A 17,220-nucleotide genomic window follows, 5' to 3' on the forward strand; every position below is an offset into this window, starting at 1 on the left:
GCAGGGGGAGTGAATGAAACCAATGCTGTGGATGGCTCTGGTTCTGGGACTGGGGCTTGTTCTTTTTTTCGATGGCAACGGCGCCGCCCTGCCGCCTGGCGTCATCGTTGCTGAAAGCCCTGTTCAGCACAAAGAGGATCTGCCCCAGCCCTTTGTGTTCCGGGGCTACACCCTCACGCCTCTCGCTCATTTTGAGATCCGGGCCCGGGTGTTATCAAGAAAACGCTACAGAACAGGCCGGGAAAGTGAGCTTTCTCCCCTGGATCTGGCCCTGGGGTGGGGTCCCATGTCGGATTCGGCCGTTCTTGAAAAAATTGAAATCTCCCAGTCTGGCCGCTGGTATCGCTGGAAAACGGATCATCTTCCCATTCCAAGAAGGGCGCTTGAAATTCACAGCGCCAACATGCACCTCATCCCTGGGGAGGGTGGGGTGGAAAGGGCCATGCTGGCCGCGCGCAAGGGGGATATTGTGCGGTTTTCCGGCTATCTTGTCCGGGCGGACGCCAGCGATGGCTGGCGCTGGATCAGCTCCCTCATCCGTGAGGATGTGGGGGATGGGGCCTGTGAGGTGATTTTTGTGAACGATTTCTTTCAAGACCCGTAAATCGGTTTTCCCGGAGGATCTTTTCTTTTTTTGATTCATCGTCCCTTGTGAGCCTGCAGCAGACTTTCAGGAACCTCCTTCCATCGCAGGGCGTAAACGGCAAGAAAGCTGCTTTTTCCCTTCAGAGGACGGGGCGGCAGAGGGGTGCAGGGAAGGCGGTCCTGCACCCGCTGCCAGGTGGTCTCGCCCAGAAGAATGTCCGCATAGATATCGAGGCCTTCTTTTTTTTCTGACGCCCTTTCCTTCAGCTCAAGGTTGACTTCCTTGGTGGCACTTTCCAGACGGGCCGCCACATTGACCGCATCTCCGATGGCTGTGTAGCTGAAGCGGAAGGAGGAACCCAGGTTACCCACCACCGCAGGTCCTGTGTTAATGCCGATTCCCATCTGAAGGGGCTGATGTTCCGGATGGGCGGCATTGAACCTTTCAAGCTCCCGCAGCATGGAAATGGCGGTGAGGCAGGCATGGAAGGCATGATCTTCGTCTTCCAGAGGCGCATTGTAAATGGCCATGATGGCATCGCCAATGTATTTATCGAGTGTACCTTTGTAAGTGAAAACCGCCCGGGTCATGGGCTCGAAATAGGCATTGAGCAGAAGAACCATGTTTTCGGGAGCCATGGTTTCCGAGCGCGCCGTAAAGCCCCTCAGATCCGTAAAAAGAAGGGTCAGCTCCCTGGATTCACCACCCAGACGCAGTTTACTGGGGTTTTCGATGAGAATTTCCACCACTTCCGGAGCCAGGTAGCTGGAAAAGGCGGAACGCAAAGCCTGGCTGTTGGCCCGGCTTTCCATGAAAAGGTGGACTTCCCCCGTAAGAACGGCCAGCATGAGCAGAAGGCCTGGATAAAAAATTTCCAGCCAGATCCCCCCGTAGAGGTATCCCCCAAGCCCAGCCCCATAAAGCCCGCCAAAAAAGAGCGTGTACAGGGTAAAACGCCGCCAGGGCGTATCCAGACGAAGACAGGGCCACCAGACAAGGGAGAAGAAAAGAAGAACCCCCCCCATTGTCCACCCGGAAATTTCTCTGGGTATGGACCCATCTTCCAGGTTGGCCACAACGGTCAGATGCATGAGAGGCCCTGGGAACTGCCCCGAGGGCGTGGCCCTGAGATCACTGACCCCCGCTTCACTCACCCCCACGATGACGATTTTATCCCGAAGGGAAAAAGGATCAAAATCTTTGTCCATGAGTCTTGCAAAACTCATGGAGGGATAGTGGTCCTGTCTGTAGAAATTAAGACGGATAAATCCCCTTGAATCCGCAGGGATTTTCTGATTTCCCAGGAAAACCCCCTTATCTGAGAACACAAGATCCTCCTGGCGGGCCATGCGCACCATCTGCACCCCAAGGTTGGGGAGGGCCAGATCTCCTGCCCAGAAGGCCAGAGGGTAGTGACGGAAACGCTGATCCGCATCGGGCAGGGTATTGAGGGCGGCAAGCAGAAGGATGGACTCCCGGATGGGAGACACTGGGGCTTCCAGGCGATCACTTTCCACAAGGGCAGCACCTTGGGTCTGCATGAGGGAGGAGTCGAGAAGATGCTGATACACGGCCTCATTCAGGGAGGAGAGTCGGGGGCCGTTCAGAAAGATGCCGCCAATGGTGGGAAGTTCAGCCAGGGCATGGGCGAGGGCCTCATCCTTTTGGGGTTCCGTGGATTCGGCAAAAATCATATCGAGCGCCACCACCCTGGCCTGGGAAAGGGCGAGAAGGCCTTCCGCCAGAACCTCCCTGGACCAGGGCCAGCGTCCGAAGGTTTTGACGCTTTCATGGTCGATGTCCACAAAAAGGAGGGTGTCCGGAGGGGTTTTGGGATTAAAGGTGTAATAGGTGTCACTGAGGGCTGAGGCCATGGCGGCAACGAGAACGGGAGGCCGTAAAGACAGGCCCCAGATTCCCAGGCCAAGGCAGACCACAAGAAAGAAAGGGCGGAGAAAGGGGGTTTGCCACCACGGTCCCTGAGGGTTTTGGTGGTGCCATGGGCTGGGCTGCATAAGGCTCCTTGTACGGTGTTGAAAAAAACGGAATCGTGATGTTTTTTCAGCAGGGATTCAGGGTATTTCCTCCTGAAGATAAAGAATAATGGCCTCAAGCTGTGCGGCCTGGGATCGGATATGGGAGTTGGGACTGGCCAGTGCTTCCTGCTGAACCTGAAGGGCCAGATCCAGGTGGGCAGGCTTCAGGACGCTTCCACTCCGATGCAGGTAGCGGATCATGGAGAGGGGACGCCGGGATTGAATGGCCAAAGACAGAATGTCCATGTCCTTATCCCTCAGGTTCCTCAGCTCCGGTCTTTGCTTGAGCATGAAAGCAAGGACACCGAGATTGCCGTGCCGTACGGCGGTTTCGACATGGTGGGATTCGATGGTGAATCCGTCCTCCACCAGGCGTCTGAGATTGCTGACACGGGTTCTGGGTGAACGCGCGGCCCAGTCCATGGCATTTTTCCTGTTATAAACCGGGTCGTTCCGACTTCCCAGGGACTCAAGGAGGTCCATGATGGCCACCTGGCCCAGAACCACGGAAAGCAGATAGGGAGAGGGGCCGTCAGCCCCATGTCCATTGGGATCCGCACCCATGGCGAGCAGCAGTTCCACAAGCGCTTTGTTTCCGCTGATGACCGCAGAAGAGAGGGCCTGGGGGTGCCGGGCCATAATAATATCCCCCCTTTGCAGGAGATAAAGGGCGGTTTCGGGGCGGATGCGGATGATGTTGTCAAAAACGGTGGACACCCGGTTTTCCCGCCATCGCATGTAAAGCTCGATGTTATGCTCTGCCATGAACTGCAACAACGCTTCCTGAGTGCAGGTGCGGATGCAGTCTCTGAGGGAAGACGCCAGATCCTGAGGCACAAGCTCTGGGGAAGGATCCAGGGGCAAAGAAGGCCCAGGCGGAGAGGGGACGGCCGTTTCAGGAGACGGAAGTGGGGGAGGGGGCAGGGGCGGGGTCGGTTTTTCCAGAACCCAGCCCAATATGTGGGGATGGGGTTCTGGGCTGTCGGAGCAGAAGAAAAAACCCGCGAGAAGGAGAAGAAGAAATAAGACAGCAACAGCCAGGCTTTTTGGGAAAAAAGACAGGCGCATGGGGCTTATCTCCTTTTTCAGCCGGACATCCGGAGCCTGGGGTCCTGGCGGAGTTTCCGGTTTAAGGTCTGACGTGAAATACCCAGAAGAAGCGCGGCCCGGGTCTGGTTGCCGCCTTCAATGCGCAGGGCTTCGGCGATGTGCAGGGCTTCGGATTCGGCGAGAGTTGGAAAGTCTGGGGCCTTTTCACAGGCTTGGGGATGCGTTTTTTCCGAGGTCTCTTCTTTTTTTACATTGTGACGTTCAAGGGAAAAGAGAGCGGGCGTGAGCAGGCCATCGTGACAACGACTGACGGCGTCAAAAACCATGCCCTGGAATTCCCTCACATTGCCGGAAAAAGGATGGGCGTACAGGGCTTCGGCAAGCTGAGGGGCGATCCGGGGCAGGGGAAGCCCCATGGTTTTGGCCGCAAGGGTGGTGAAGTGGGAAAGCAGGAGAGAGAAATCCTCTTTTCTTTCCCGCAGGGGCGGCAGATGAATGGCATGGGGCGCAATGCGGAAAAAAAGATCTTTACGAAATCCCTGTCCCGCCCGCATGCTGGCTGGATCCCGGTTGGTGGCGGCAAGAATCCGCGCTGTGGATCTTTGAGGACGATCTGCGCCAATGGGGAGATACTCCCCTTCCTGGAGGAAGCGAAGAAGTTTCACCTGGGTCATGGGCGGCATATCGCCGATTTCATCGAGAAACAGGGTGCCCTGGGCGGCCTCGGCCACAAGCCCTTTTCTGGGGCGATCTGCCTGGGTAAAGGCGCCCTTTTCATGGCCAAAGAGGGTATCGGAAAGAAGGGTCTCATCAAGACCTGCAATGTTGAGTCCCACAAAGGGGCCCTTGCGGCCGGAAAGGGTATGCAGCACCCGGGCCACCAGTTCCTTGCCCGTGCCCGTTTCTCCTGTGATGAGTACGGGCAGGGAAGAAGGGGCCACGGCTTCCATGTAGTGAAAGATCCGTATCATGGCGGGGCTTCGGGTCTGTATGGGCGCAAAAGACGGGGCTTGCCTGAGACTGCATCCCGCAGGCGCGGCCATGCGGCGTGAGGTGTCCGCGATATCCTTGATCTCCAGAGCCTTTCTCACTCCGACCAGCAGCCGCTCCCTTTCCACGGGCTTGGTCATGAAATCAAAGGCTCCCTTTTGCATACAGCGCACGGCGGTTTCCACAAAGTGGGCCCCTGTGAGTATGAGAACGGGAATTTCCGGAAATTCGGCGATGATCCGGGGGAGCAGGCTTTCTCCGTCTGTGCCCGGAAGACTCAGATCCAGCAGAACGCAGGAAACCGGATGCTCTGCAAGAAAGGGCAGAACGGCATCACCGTGATCCAGAAGGTGTACGGTGTCAAAACCTGCCTTGCGGAGAATGAGACGACAGGCGTTGCGGCTGTGGAGTTCGTCTTCCACCACAAGAATGGCAGGGTTCATGGCAGGGCTTCCTTTTCCGGAAAATCAAGAAGCTTCAGGGCCGTGCGCCAGAGATCCTTCATGGAGACGGGTTTGGTCAGCACATCCGGAACCCCCAGGGCTTCAAGCTGTTCCAGGGCTGCTTTGCCCGGATATCCTGTGACCATCATGATCTTGAGATCCTTGAGGTCCGGCTCGGTACGCACCCACTCGCAGACTTCCACGCCGTCCATATCCGGCATGTGCAGATCCAGTACCAGAAGATCGGGCTTGAGCGACCCGAGCTTGAGGCAGGCGCCCATGCCGGAATCCGCCTCATGCACTTCAAAGAGGGGATTTTCACGGAGCATGTCGCAGAGAATGGACCGGGTGCCCCTTTCATCGTCTGCCACCAGGATTTTCTTGCGCAGGGCCGGAGGCCGCAGGGGCAGACAAAGGGTGAAGGTGGCTCCCTTACCTTCCTCGCTTTCGATTTCCATGCGCCCCCCATGTTCCCGGACTATGGTGGCGGAAATGGAAAGTCCGAGGCCGGTTCCGCCCTGATCCCTGCGCGTGGTGAAAAAGGGATCCTGAATATGGGGCAGCACCTGGGGAGAAATGCCACGGCCTTCATCCTGTACCCGTACCCGCACTTCCCGTCTGGCTTCGTCGTAGGAGGTGACCACCCGGATGGCTTGGTCCCGGTCCGTCAGGGCCTGACAGGCGTTTTGTACCAGATTGATGACGGTCTGCTCCAGTTTCTGGGCATTGCCCCGGATGGGGGGAATTTTTTCATCATAACGGACCCGGAAACGGGGAGCGTTTTTCCGGATGAGATTGCCAAGAAGACTGATGGCACCCCGGACAACGGCGTTGATATCCACCTTCTGGGAGATATCCGGAGTGTCCTGGCGGGCAAAGTTTTTGAGATCTTCCACGATGTTGCGAATGCGGCGTCCGCCTTCCCGGATGCCGTCAAAGAGTCCTGGAAGGTGGTCTTTCATTTCCGAATAGGGGAGACCACCAAAATCAAAGTCGCCTTCGCGGATAAAATGCCTCTCAAGAATGGGACGGGCCGCATGCCAGGAGTCTTCAATGAGCGGCAGATTGAGCATGATGAAGTTGGTGGGGTTGTTGATCTCATGGGCCACACCAGAAACCAGGGTACCCAGAGCCACCATCTTGGCTGCCTGGATGAGTTGTTCCTGCTGATGGCGGGCCTTGGTTTCAGCTTCCTTCTGGGCCGTGATGTCCCTTCCCAGTACAAAAAGGGCGGCAATTTTTTTTTCAGGGTCAAAGACGGGCCATATGGAAATGGCCATGTGCCGATAACCGTTCTGATCTTCGTAATGCAGGGGAGAACCTGTGGCCAGAACGGCGGCCAGGCGTTTTTTCCGGTTTGTCTGCTGGTCTTGGGGAAGCAGATCCCAGAGAAATCGTCCTTCGGCCTGGGCGTCTTCGGAAATACTGTACCATCTGCGCATGGCCTGATTGATGCGCAGGATGCGGGCATCGGGGGTTGCCAGCAGCAGGGCATCGCTGATGGCGTCGAGCAGGGCGTCGCTGACCATCTCGTTAAAACGGCGTCCGGCTTCAAGACGCTGACGTTTTTTACGTTCCTGCTGCAGTTGGATCTTTATTTCAGCCAGTTGCTGCTTGAGATATTCAGGGCTCTGCGGATTTTCCGGACCGGCATCGGCTGTCATGGGTGCTCTCGTTTTCTGGACGCAGGGCAAAAGAATTTATGTGACCCTGGATATCTGAAGTGGGCCCTTGGAAGGCTGCTTCTCATAAAGGAGCGTCATGCCTTCCCTTTTGCTGCGAAAGGCTGTGCTGATTCCGTAAATGTTTTCACTGCCCCCCAGGATCAGACAGCCATCGGGCTCCAGCATGGTGGCAAAGCAATCAAAAATGCGGCGTTTGGTGGCTTCATCAAAATAGATGAGCACATTGCGGCATAGGATCATATCAAAGCAGCCCAAGCTTAAAAAATTCTCCATGAAGTTCATGGGGTGAAAGGTCACCATTTTACGGATTCCCTGGGAAAGTTGCCAGCGATTTTCCATGATACGGGTAAAAAAGCGATCTCGCCTTGCCGGGGAGAGGCCCCGGCTGATTTCAAGATCCGAGTATTCGCCAGTCCGGGCCCGGACAAGGGCAGGGGTGGAAATATCCGTGCCGATGATTTCAAAATCCTGGATCCTGAGGCCGCCGGATGTGGGTTTTTCACAGTATTCATGGATCAGCATGGCAATGCTGTAGGCTTCCTGCCCTGTGGAGGCCCCCGCACTCCAGATCCGGATGACCGGGCGCTGACCATTTTGTTTTTTTTCCCTGATTTTCAGGGAAAAACGGGGCAGAAGGGTCTGGGTAAAGGTATCGAAGGGATGCTGATCCCGGAAAAAATAGGTTTCATTGGTGGTGATGGCTGCAATCACCCTTTTTTTGAATTCAGGGTCCAGAGTATTCCGGAGTTTGTGAAAAAAAGCACTGAAATCCTGACAACCTTCCGCAGCAGCCATGGCTCCCAGCCTCTGCTGGATGAGGTATTCCTTGCCCGTATGCAGATAAATGCCGCAGGCTTCGTGTATCCAGGTGCGAAGCTGGTCAAAAACATTCTGGGAAAGTTCCAAAGTTGTCAGCCTCCGACGCAGGAAGAGAGAAATTGACGAACGGCTCCGGCCATGGCGTCCAGGGAAAAAATGGCATCGGAAAGCCCTGCGGCCACCACACTGCCCGGCATCCCCCAGACCACACTGCTGGCCTCATCCTGAACAAAAATGGTAGCCCCTGCGCGTTTCAGGGTTGCCGCTCCCTGGGTGCCATCCCTGCCCATGCCTGTGAGAATCAGGGCAAGAATACGGTTTTCCCATACAGGGGCTGCGGAACGGAAAAGGATGTCCACCGAAGGACGGCAGCCCTTTTCAGGTGGACCGTCACTGAGCTGAATCCGGATGCGGGAAGCATGCTTGCGGACCAGCATGTGACGGCCTCCGGGTGCGATGTAAACGGTTTTGGGTGTGATATCCATCCCTTCTTCTGCTTCCACAACGGTGTGGGTGCATTGGGTAGAAAGGCTTTCCGCCAAAGACTGGGTAAATTCCGGAGGCATGTGCTGAACCACAAGGATGGGCAGATCGCAAAAGCGGCAGAGCTCGGGGATCAGCCTGTGCAGGGCCTTGGGGCCACCTGTGGAAACACCGATGAGGATCACATCCATACGATCCGCATGGGCTGCACAAGGAGGGGGGGAGGCAGGGGAAAGGGCAGGGGGGCCGGGCGTGAGGCAGCGCTGACGCGGCCAGGAACGGATGCGAGGTGCGACGGCATTGCGCAGTCGTTCCAGGGGAAGCTCCCCGGCAAGGGCGATGGGTTTGGGGACATAGGCAAAGGCGCCTGCGGCAAGGCTTTCCCGCCTGAGGTCCTCCGCACTGCCCGCATGACCGCTGATGACAAGCACACCCATGGGAGGTGCCTGCCGGTTTTCCTCATTGAGGCGGCGGATGGCTTTCAGGGTCTCCATGCCGTCCATTTCCGGCATATCCAGATCCAGGGTAATGACATCCACATGCTGGTTTTTCAGAAATTCCAAGGCCTTTTTCCCGTTTCGGACAGATCCCAGCACCTGAATGTCTGCTTCTTCCCCAAGGCTCAGTGCCAGGGCGTTCCGGAAAATCCGGGAATCGTCCACGATGAGTACGGTGATGGGTGCTGGCATGGGGAATACTCCGGTGCAAGGGAAAAAACGGTGAAAGGGGCAGCCCTGTGCATGAAAAAGGCAGAATGGCTGCCATGGCCTTTTCATGCGCAGGGCCGAGTATATGCCCAAGGCTGCTGGAACGGCAAACGGAAAAAAGGTTCTGACCGGGAGCGTTTTTTAATTCCGTTCCCGGCCAGGGAATCCGGAATTTATGCCGTCTTAAAGCCTGACATGTGGTGACGCAGGGATGCGGCAAGGCGACTGAGATCGTTTGCCGCAGCGTTTACCTGGTGGGCTCCGGCGCTGGACTCCTGGGCTGCGGCGCTCACCCCCTGGATATTGCGGGCAATATCCCGCGCCGCCTGGGCGGCTTCTCCTGCGTTGCGGCTCATGTCATTGGCCCCCTGAGCCACCTCGGCAATGCCTGTGGCGATATGCTGAATGCCTGCGGTGGCTTCGGCGATGTTGCTGGAAATGGTTTCCGCAATGCGGGTCTGAGCTTTCACCGCTTCGGTGGTCTGCAGGGTCCGCTCCGATATATCTGATATGATGCGTGAGACATCGGCAATGCCTTTGACCGCCTCTCCCGTGGTATCCTGAACGCCCCGGATTTTGGCGGCAATGTTTTCCGCAGCTGTGGCGCTCTGGCTGGCCAGGGCTTTGATTTCGCTCGCTACAACGGCAAATCCGCGGCCTGCATCTCCGGCACTGGCCGCCTCAATGGTGGCGTTCAGGGCAAGGAGGTTGGTCTGCTCGGCAATGCGCTTGATCACTTCCGTTACATCGCCGATTTCCTTGGCCGCATTGCCAAGGAGATTCATGGTTTCCGTGGCGCTGCCCGCAAGGTGCATGGCTTTCCGGGCAATGGTGGTGTTGGTTTCCGCATTGTCGGAAATCCTGCGGATACCCTGGCTGGATTCGTCCATGGAGAGGGTGACCGCCTTCATGTTGCTGCTCATCTGCTCGGCTGTGCTGGAAATCCCCTGGATATTGACGCTCATCTCTTCCGTGGCCGAGGCCATGGTGGTGATGTTGGTGCTCATCTGTTCCGTGGCCGAGGCCACATTGGAAGCCTGGGTGGTGACTTCCTCGGAGCCTGAGGCCAGCTGTTGGGAAACGGTGGACAGCTCTTCCGCAGCACCGGCTAAGGTGTCCGCATTGCCCTGAACGTCCTGGACAACGGCGGCCAGCTGTTCCATGGAGCGGTCCATGGCCTGACCCAGTTGCCCGATCTCATCGTTCTGGGTAAGCCTGCTTTTGCCGGTCATATCCCCTTTGGCAAGGGCGTCTGCGGTTTTTACCAGGCGGCGCACAGGGGCTGAAATGCTGCGGGAGATGGCATAACCCGCAAAAAGAGCAAAGGCAAGCCCGATGAAGGAGACAAGGGAGATCCCCCAGAGTGCCCGTTTCACGATACCCCTGGCATTGGATGTGGCGGCATAGAAGTGCTTCCAGGCATTTTCCCCCGCATCCCGGGAGAGCTTGAGCATCACTTCTCCCCGTTTTTCCAGCTCCGGCAGGGTTTCGTTTTCCAGTATAAGCCGGTTCTGCACCCAGGCGCTGGCATTCTGGCGGTACTGGCCGAGGTTGCGCTGCACCAGGCCGAGCTGCTCTCTGGCCTTGGGCTCATGGATGCGCTTGTCGGCTTCCTGGACCTTCTGGTGTAAGTCTGCATAATTGGCCAGCCACTGGCCCCTGTGCTCCTCATTACGATCCAGAATATAGGTTTTTTCAAGAACACGCATATGCCCCACCTGGCGGGTCAGTTCTTCGGCGATGCTTCCCTCCCGGAGAACCTCATCCACAAGGAGGGTTTTGGCGGCAAGGTAGCTTTCCACATGGCCTGTGATGGCATTGCCCTGCTGGAGAAGCTGACGGGCCAGGACTCCGCTTCTGGCTTCCCCAGGGTTTTTACGGAAGGCCAAAAGCCAGGCGTCCGCGGTTTCCCGGTAGCGAGCGCTGAGCTCTTCAATGGCTGCCAAATCCCGGATCAGGGCCTCATTGCCTTCCATTTCCTTCAGGCCCCTGGCCAGGGCGGTCATGCGGTCGTTGTGACGGACCATGTCCTTGAAGCTGTCTTCACTGTCAAAGAGGGCGCTGGCCGTGAGGGCAAGGCGCATCATGGCCATGAGATACTTCATGTCATTGGCTGCGGCCATGGACTCCAGAGCCCTTTTCTGCAGAGCCTCATAATGGTTGAGGAGCAGAACAAAGGCTGCGGTCACCTCCTGGCCAGATGCGTTAAAGATACTCTGGTTTCTTGTGTTTTCAATGATCTGTCTTTCACTGAGGTCCACGCTTGCGGAAAAAAGTTCCATGGCGGTACGGCCTGCGGCATTTGCCGTGGTGTTCTCTCCTTTATGCTGCATATGAAGAACTGCGAGGGCGTCCAGGGTCTTGTAAAAGAGGGTAATCTGTCTGCGGCCTTCCTCCAGCGCCCCCTGGTTTTCGTGCATGATGAAATTCTGCATGGCCACAATGGCGGCGAGGGTGGAACTTTCAAGTTCTGAAACCAGATTGGCCACGGGCAGGGTGTATTCCCCGATCACCGTCATGTCTTTTCCGATGTTGTTCATGCCCCGCATGCTTGCGCCACTGAGCAGAAGGAGGGCCAGGCAGACGCTGCCAAAGCCTAGTCCCAGTTTTTTTGCAATGCCAAGATCGTTGAGTTTCACGCTCTGCTCCTTCTTTTAGGTCCTTTGAGGCCCCTTTCAGGGCTCTGTTTTTTTAAAAAAATTGTCAGGGCTTTTGGAAAAACCCATCATGGCGCTTTTTGGGTGTTGATTTTTTTTATTCCGTGCGGGCTTCGGAAAAAAGCCCTGCGAGGTGCTGATAAATGCTGCGGCCGGAGAGCAGGGTCACAAGCTCCCTTTCATTTTTGAGGATCCCCGTGGACAGGCGGCGGAGGGCAGAATCCCCGGAAAGGTTAAAGTTGCGGCCAGACGGGCTGTCCATGGGTTCGATTCTGTTTTCCGGCGCAGGACAGACATCGCCGATGCGATCCACAAGTACGCCGAAGGCCTCACCTGCTTCGGGTTTGAAGAGAAGAATGCGGCTTGTCTCCAGATTGTGACAGGGACTGTGCCCCAAAAGCACCCTGAGATCCACAATGAGATGAATCTGACCACGGATGTTGACATAGCCCCGCAGGCAAGCCGGAGCATGGTGGATGGGGGTAAAACGGTTTTCCGTATGAATTTCTTTGATATCCAGGATATCCACGCCATAGGTTTCTTCTCCGATGGCAAAGGTGCAGACCTGGCGGCAATGCTGGCTGTGGGGTATCATGCGTCCATCCTGTGATCATCGGGGTTGTGGGAAAGCATTTCCGAAACCCTGCGTCGCAGGGTTTCCCGGTCAATTTTCACCTCAAAGGCATCAAAGCCTGCGGCCAGAGTGCGGGCGCGATCCGCATCTGTCGCCAGCGCTGTGAGGGCAATGGCCCGGGTGCGGTTGAGCATGGCATCCTTGCGGACTTCCCGGATCAGCTCCCATCCGTTCATTTCCGGCATCTCAATATCGCTCACCAGAAGATCAAAGGGATCTTCCCTGAGGCGTCTGAGGGCTTCCCGTCCATTGGCCACGGTCTGAACCCTGTGACCGTCGGATTCCAGATAACTGCGCACAAGCTGGGTGAAAAAGACCGTATCTTCGGCAAGGAGAATCCGGCTTTGTTTTTTCTCCTGCCTTTTCTTTTTGTCCTCAAACCAGTCCGGCTCCGCACTTTCAATGAGTTCAAAGGGATCAAGGAAAAGGGAAAGTCTGTCGTGGATGATGGCCGCGCCGAGTATGCCCTTTCCTGGAACGTTTTTGGTGGCAAGGTCCAGAGGGATATCCACAATATCCCGGATTTCTGAAAACAGAATGCCAAAGGGTTTTTCCGAGAACTTGGGCAACAGAAGATGAAAACTCTCGCTGTCTGGGGCAGGGGAGACGGGCAGGATGTTTTCAAGTCTCAGGATGCGGGTGGGAACGCCGTCAAGATTGATGAACTCCCGATCTCCCATGCGTTCAATGGCTTTTTTGGATATTTTTTCCACCCTGCGCACCAGCTGAAGGGCCATGGCAAACTGCTCATGGGGGCCTGAGGCCGTGAGAAGTACGGACTGGGTGGTCACGGGTTTATGTGTTGCGGTCTCCGCACTGGCGGCAAGGGGAACGGCGGTGTGCCGGGCAATGCCTTCGATGTCCAGGATGAGCGCCACCTCCCCATCTCCCATGATGGTGGCTCCTGAATACAGGGGAAGGGACTTCAGAGTCGGGTGCATGGGTTTCACAACAATTTCCTCAGTACCGATGACCGCATCCACTTCAAGGCCGAAACGGTGGCTGCCCACCTTGACCACAGCAAAGGTGAGACTGTTTCCTGCATCCTCCTTTTTTCTCGGCGTGCGGGCAATCTGGCTCTGGATGGCTTCGGTGAAAGGCTCGGGTCTCTTGAGAACCTCCTTCAGCCTCACCATGGGCAGGAGGCTCTCCCGAAGCCTGCATACCTCATGGGCACCTACGCAGGAAATGCGGGTGGAGATTTCCCCATCATAAAGCCGCACCAGTTCCTCCAGATTCACCTGGGGAATGGCGAAGCGGTCCTCGCCCACGCGCACGGTAAGACAGGGAATGATGGCCAGGGTCAGAGGCAGGGAAATGCGGAAGCGGCTGCCTTCCCCTTCCAGGGAGGAAAGGCTGAGGGTTCCGCCCAAGGTTTCAATGGCGGTTTTCACCACATCCATTCCTACCCCCCGGCCTGAAACCTCCGAAACCCGGTCCGCCGTGGAAAAGCCCGAAAGCAGGGTGAGTTGGCAGAGCTCCTCTTTGGACATGAGCGCCATCTCATTTTCCCTTTTAAGACCCATCTTCAGGGCTTTCTGGCGGATTTTTTCCGTGTCCATGCCCCGACCGTCATCGGTGAGCACCAGGATAATCTGACCAGCCTCGTGTCTGGCTGCGATGTGAATGCGTCCGGTTTCCGGTTTGCCGACCGCCCTGCGTTCTTCAGGGGATTCAATGCCATGGTCACAGGCATTGCGGATCAGGTGGGTGAGGGGATCGGCCAGGGCTTCCAGAATGCTTTTGTCCAACTCCACATCCTGGCCTTCCATGACAAGATCAATGGATTTCTCAAGCTTGTGTGAGAGATCTCGTACCATGCGGGGCAGTTTGGCAAAGACATTGCCGATGGGTTGCATGCGGGTGCGCATGATGGTCTGCTGCAATTCCGTGGTCACCGTATCCAGACGCTGGGAAAGGTTGGCGGAAAGCTCAGACGCCAGAAGGTGCTGATTGCGCACCAGCACCAGTTCGCCCGCAAGGGTCATGAGCCGGTCAAGGATATCCAAACGGATGCGGATGCTGCCGCTCTTGTCCTGGATGTGGGGAATTTTTTCCGGAAAATCCGTGCGAGGTGGGGACGCCATGGGAGGTGTGGGTTCTCCGGAAGTGCAAGGGGCCTGGGAGGGCGCTTTTTTCTTTTCCGGAAGGCAGACCAGGGCTTGTTTTTTTTCCTGGGGGCTGACCTGAAGGGCGCAGGCTTCGTCTCTGGATACGGGCAGAATGGCCTGGGGATCCAGGCCGCTCACCATGGGAATGAGGTCTTCTTCAAGAATACTGGCGTACAGCACCTGATAGCTTAAGGGCCCCCTGGGAAGGGCCCGGCGCAGGTCAAAGGTTTCCAGGGAAAGTTCGGCCTCCACAATTTCCCCTGCGCTCAGCAGGCCTGCGATGACGGCCATGGGTTTTTTTCCCTCTTTTTCCATGGATCCGAGATCGTAACGCAGAAGATAGAGGTTTTTAGCCTTGTCAATGCGGTTCAGCACATAGGCGGAAACGGGAAAGGGCAGAAGGCTTTCCTGGGTGCAGAGGAGGGCCGGAGTCTCCCGCTCCCTGCGGGCGGCATCGGGAAGGCGGATTTCCAGCAGGGCCTCCAGTCGTCCCTGTATGGCGGAGACATCCACCGCATTGCTGTTTTCCACATCATCCAGCAGGGTCTGCACATGATCCACCCCGGAAAGGAGGAGATCGGCGAGGGCATTGTCCACCCTCATGTCTCCGGAACGCACCAGGGAAAGGAGGGCCTCCATGGCGTGGGTGAGGCTGCCGATGGCCGTGAGCCCAAGAAAACCCGCACTGCCCTTGATGGAATGAACGGCCCGGAACAGGCGGTCCACGAGGTTTTTCTGTTCCTGGACGGAGGCCCCTTCCATGCCAAGGATATCCGTTTCCACAGCACTGAGATGTTCCCTGGCTTCCATGACGAATTCATCCAGAATGGCCTTGTCGTTCAGCATGGTTGTCCTCCTTGGGCCGCTGTATCCGGCAGAAGGGTGTAAATGCGATCCAGCCGGGTCATGCGAAAGAGAGTTTTCAGATCTTCGCGGGCATGGAGGATTTCCAGGGAGCCGCCACCGTTTTCCCGGAGCATACGGGCAAAACCAATGAGCAGGCTTAAGCCGATGGAATCGATGTCTGAGGTGGCGGAAAGGTCGAGGCAGAAGGATCGTATGCCCTGGTCCAGGGTTTTCAGAAGTAAACGGCGCAGGTTTTCTGCGGAAGCTGCTGTGATGTCCCCTCCGGGAAGGATGCAGGCCCTCTCCCCTTGCATGCGGCAGGTGGCATGGGTCTGAAGTGGAGCGGAAACCCAGACCCGGACCGAGGAGGGCGTCTGGGAAAAACGGATTTCATCGGAAAAGGCGTGGATAAGGGCAAACCCCCGGCTGCGGTCCTGGGAGGGATCTTCGGGCATGGTGAACGACAGGGTTTCGGGATCCACCCCCAGGCCCTCGTCTTGCACCTCAATGCAGAAACGATCATGCCCCAGGGCTTCCAGGCGGCCCTGTACCCGTTTTTCCCGGTTACGGCCATTGCCATGCTCCACGGCATTGATGAGCAGCTCCCGCAACACAATGATGATTTCTGAAAAATGCTGACAGCCCTCGCGCTCCATGAACTCCTTGGCCAGAGCCACAAAACGGTCCACAAGTCGCATGTCCGAACCCATGGAAAAATGGAGCACATGATCCTTTTCCTGGATGGCAAACATGGCGCATCCTTTCTGAAGCCAATGGCTTCCATTCGTTTTTTTTAGTGCAGAACCGTTCTGGATCTTTTCAGAAGCCTCAGAACTGACCGCAATCTTTATTTTAAAAGGGTTTCCGGAATTTCCATGGCGGCCATGAGCATGTCATCTGCGGGTTTGCGACGGCAAAAGGCCATCACGTCTTCCCAGAGGCATGCAAGAAAGGTTTCAAGGTCTTTTTCCTGATGCTGCCTTGCCAGGGTCATGAGTCCCCTTTCCCCAAGAATTTCCCGTTTGCCCGTGGGGCCATGGATGCGTCGGGCCTGGGAGATGCCATCGGTAAAAAGCAGGATGCGGTCTCCGGGATTGAGCCTGTGGGTGTGGGTGGCAAAGGTGGCGTCCGGCCAGAGGCCGATGCCGTCCCCTGCGGCTTCCGGAAAATAAAGTTTTCCCTGCCTTTCCATCACCAGAGGCGCAGGATGGGCCGCTGTTGTGATCTGCAAAAGACTGTTGGGAAGATCCGTGCGTAAAAAGAGGGCACTGATCATCCGCTCATTGGCCGAAGCCAGAAGCTGGGTATTCAGCGCCCTGAAAAGGCAGGCACCCTCCCTTTCCGGCCTGTCCTCAAAAAAGGCCTTGAGCATTACCGTATGGTAGGAGGAGGCCATGTCATGGCCCGCCACATCGGCAAGGAGGAGATCGCAACCTTTTTCGTGTTCCCGGAAATCCAGAAAATCTCCCCCCATCTCTCCATAGGCATGGCTGATATAAGAAAGCCGGATCCGGCCCTGGGCCTTGGGAACACGGGTGAGCGCTGCATGGGCTTTGCGGGCTTCCTGGATTTCCTTCTGACGGGAGGCCAGATCCAGGCGCAGGCGTTCCACATCCCGATTCTGTCCGGAATCCTCATTTTCAAGGGCGCTCTGCTGTTGTTTATAGAGGTTTTCGATGCACCTTTGCACTTCATCCGGTGTGAAGGGCTTATCGAGATAATCCATGCAGCCCCGGCGCATGAGGCTGACCACCATGTCCTTGTCCCCGTATCCTGTGATGGCTGCGGTGGGCAGGGAAATGCCTTCCCGGGCCATGGCGTCGAGAAGTTCAAGGCCGGTGAGGCCTGGCATCTGGATGTCCGTGAGAAAGAGATCAATGGCAGGGCCTTCGGTTTTTGCTTTCCGCAGCAGGGCCAGAGCGGCGAGTCCGTCTTCGGCAAGGCTTACCCGGTATCCCGCCTTGCGCAGAATGAGGGAAAGACCCAGACGCGTATGATTTTCATCTTCTGCAATGAGGATGTGGACAGACATGGGAGCCTCCTTTGTGCAGGGAGACTTCAGCAAATTACGTGCCATCCTTAAAGTCTTTAATATTACAGAGAGAAGGGGAAATGTCCGGTCAGGATGTGTAGCAAAATATTACACATCCTGGCCAAAGGGGTGTCTCATTGT

12 protein-coding genes are annotated in these 17,220 nt (G+C 56.6%); 1 reads left to right on the forward strand and 11 read right to left on the reverse strand.

Going from position 1 to position 17,220, the window contains the following annotated elements; all coding sequences use genetic code 11:
* Window positions 1-13 precede the first annotated feature (13 nt).
* The gene (locus RBR60_RS00300) at window positions 14-604 is read left to right on the forward strand and encodes a hypothetical protein (protein WP_320353592.1); all 591 of its coding nucleotides are present in this window, start codon (window positions 14-16) and stop codon (window positions 602-604) included.
* Window positions 605-639: 35 nt separating this feature from the next.
* Here RBR60_RS00300 and RBR60_RS00305 read toward each other — a convergent pair whose 3' ends face one another.
* From RBR60_RS00305 to RBR60_RS00355, 11 genes are all read right to left on the reverse strand, one after another.
* A complete protein-coding gene (locus RBR60_RS00305) occupies window positions 640-2,601 on the reverse strand; it encodes an adenylate/guanylate cyclase domain-containing protein (protein WP_320353594.1) in 1,962 nt (653 codons plus the stop codon).
* 57 nt (window positions 2,602-2,658) lie between these two features.
* Complete coding sequence (locus RBR60_RS00310; RefSeq protein ID WP_320353596.1) at window positions 2,659-3,690, reverse strand: hypothetical protein; 1,032 nt, start codon at window positions 3,688-3,690, stop codon at window positions 2,659-2,661.
* A 17-nt stretch (window positions 3,691-3,707) separates the two neighbouring features.
* The gene (locus tag RBR60_RS00315; protein WP_320353598.1) at window positions 3,708-5,105 is read right to left on the reverse strand and encodes a sigma-54 dependent transcriptional regulator; all 1,398 of its coding nucleotides are present in this window, start codon (window positions 5,103-5,105) and stop codon (window positions 3,708-3,710) included.
* Window positions 5,102-6,769, reverse strand: coding sequence for an ATP-binding protein (locus tag RBR60_RS00320; RefSeq protein WP_320353601.1), 1,668 nt, complete (start codon window positions 6,767-6,769; stop codon window positions 5,102-5,104). Before RBR60_RS00320 ends, RBR60_RS00315 begins: the two co-directional genes overlap by 4 nt.
* 36 nt (window positions 6,770-6,805) lie before the next feature.
* A complete protein-coding gene (locus tag RBR60_RS00325; RefSeq protein WP_320353602.1) occupies window positions 6,806-7,696 on the reverse strand; it encodes a protein-glutamate O-methyltransferase CheR in 891 nt (296 codons plus the stop codon).
* A 5-nt stretch (window positions 7,697-7,701) separates the two neighbouring features.
* Window positions 7,702-8,781 carry a chemotaxis-specific protein-glutamate methyltransferase CheB gene (gene cheB, locus RBR60_RS00330; protein ID WP_320353603.1) on the reverse strand — a complete coding sequence of 360 codons (1,080 nt, stop codon included), beginning with the start codon at window positions 8,779-8,781 and terminating at the stop codon, window positions 7,702-7,704.
* 191 nt (window positions 8,782-8,972) lie between these two features.
* Window positions 8,973-11,438 (reverse strand): methyl-accepting chemotaxis protein, encoded by a 2,466-nt coding sequence (locus tag RBR60_RS00335; protein ID WP_320353604.1) that lies wholly within the window; start codon window positions 11,436-11,438, stop codon window positions 8,973-8,975.
* Between the two features lie 115 nt (window positions 11,439-11,553).
* Window positions 11,554-12,051 carry a chemotaxis protein CheW gene (locus RBR60_RS00340; RefSeq protein WP_320353605.1) on the reverse strand — a complete coding sequence of 166 codons (498 nt, stop codon included), beginning with the start codon at window positions 12,049-12,051 and terminating at the stop codon, window positions 11,554-11,556.
* The gene (locus RBR60_RS00345; protein ID WP_320353606.1) at window positions 12,048-15,047 is read right to left on the reverse strand and encodes a hybrid sensor histidine kinase/response regulator; all 3,000 of its coding nucleotides are present in this window, start codon (window positions 15,045-15,047) and stop codon (window positions 12,048-12,050) included. Before RBR60_RS00345 ends, RBR60_RS00340 begins: the two co-directional genes overlap by 4 nt.
* The gene (locus tag RBR60_RS00350) at window positions 15,041-15,799 is read right to left on the reverse strand and encodes an ATP-binding protein (protein WP_320353607.1); all 759 of its coding nucleotides are present in this window, start codon (window positions 15,797-15,799) and stop codon (window positions 15,041-15,043) included. Before RBR60_RS00350 ends, RBR60_RS00345 begins: the two co-directional genes overlap by 7 nt.
* A 95-nt stretch (window positions 15,800-15,894) precedes the next feature.
* Window positions 15,895-17,079, reverse strand: coding sequence for a PP2C family protein-serine/threonine phosphatase (locus tag RBR60_RS00355; RefSeq protein ID WP_320353608.1), 1,185 nt, complete (start codon window positions 17,077-17,079; stop codon window positions 15,895-15,897).
* Window positions 17,080-17,220 lie beyond the last annotated feature (141 nt).

Source organism: Desulfobotulus sp. (assembly GCF_034006065.1).
In the GTDB taxonomy this organism is placed as follows: Bacteria; Desulfobacterota; Desulfobacteria; order Desulfobacterales; family ASO4-4; genus Desulfobotulus.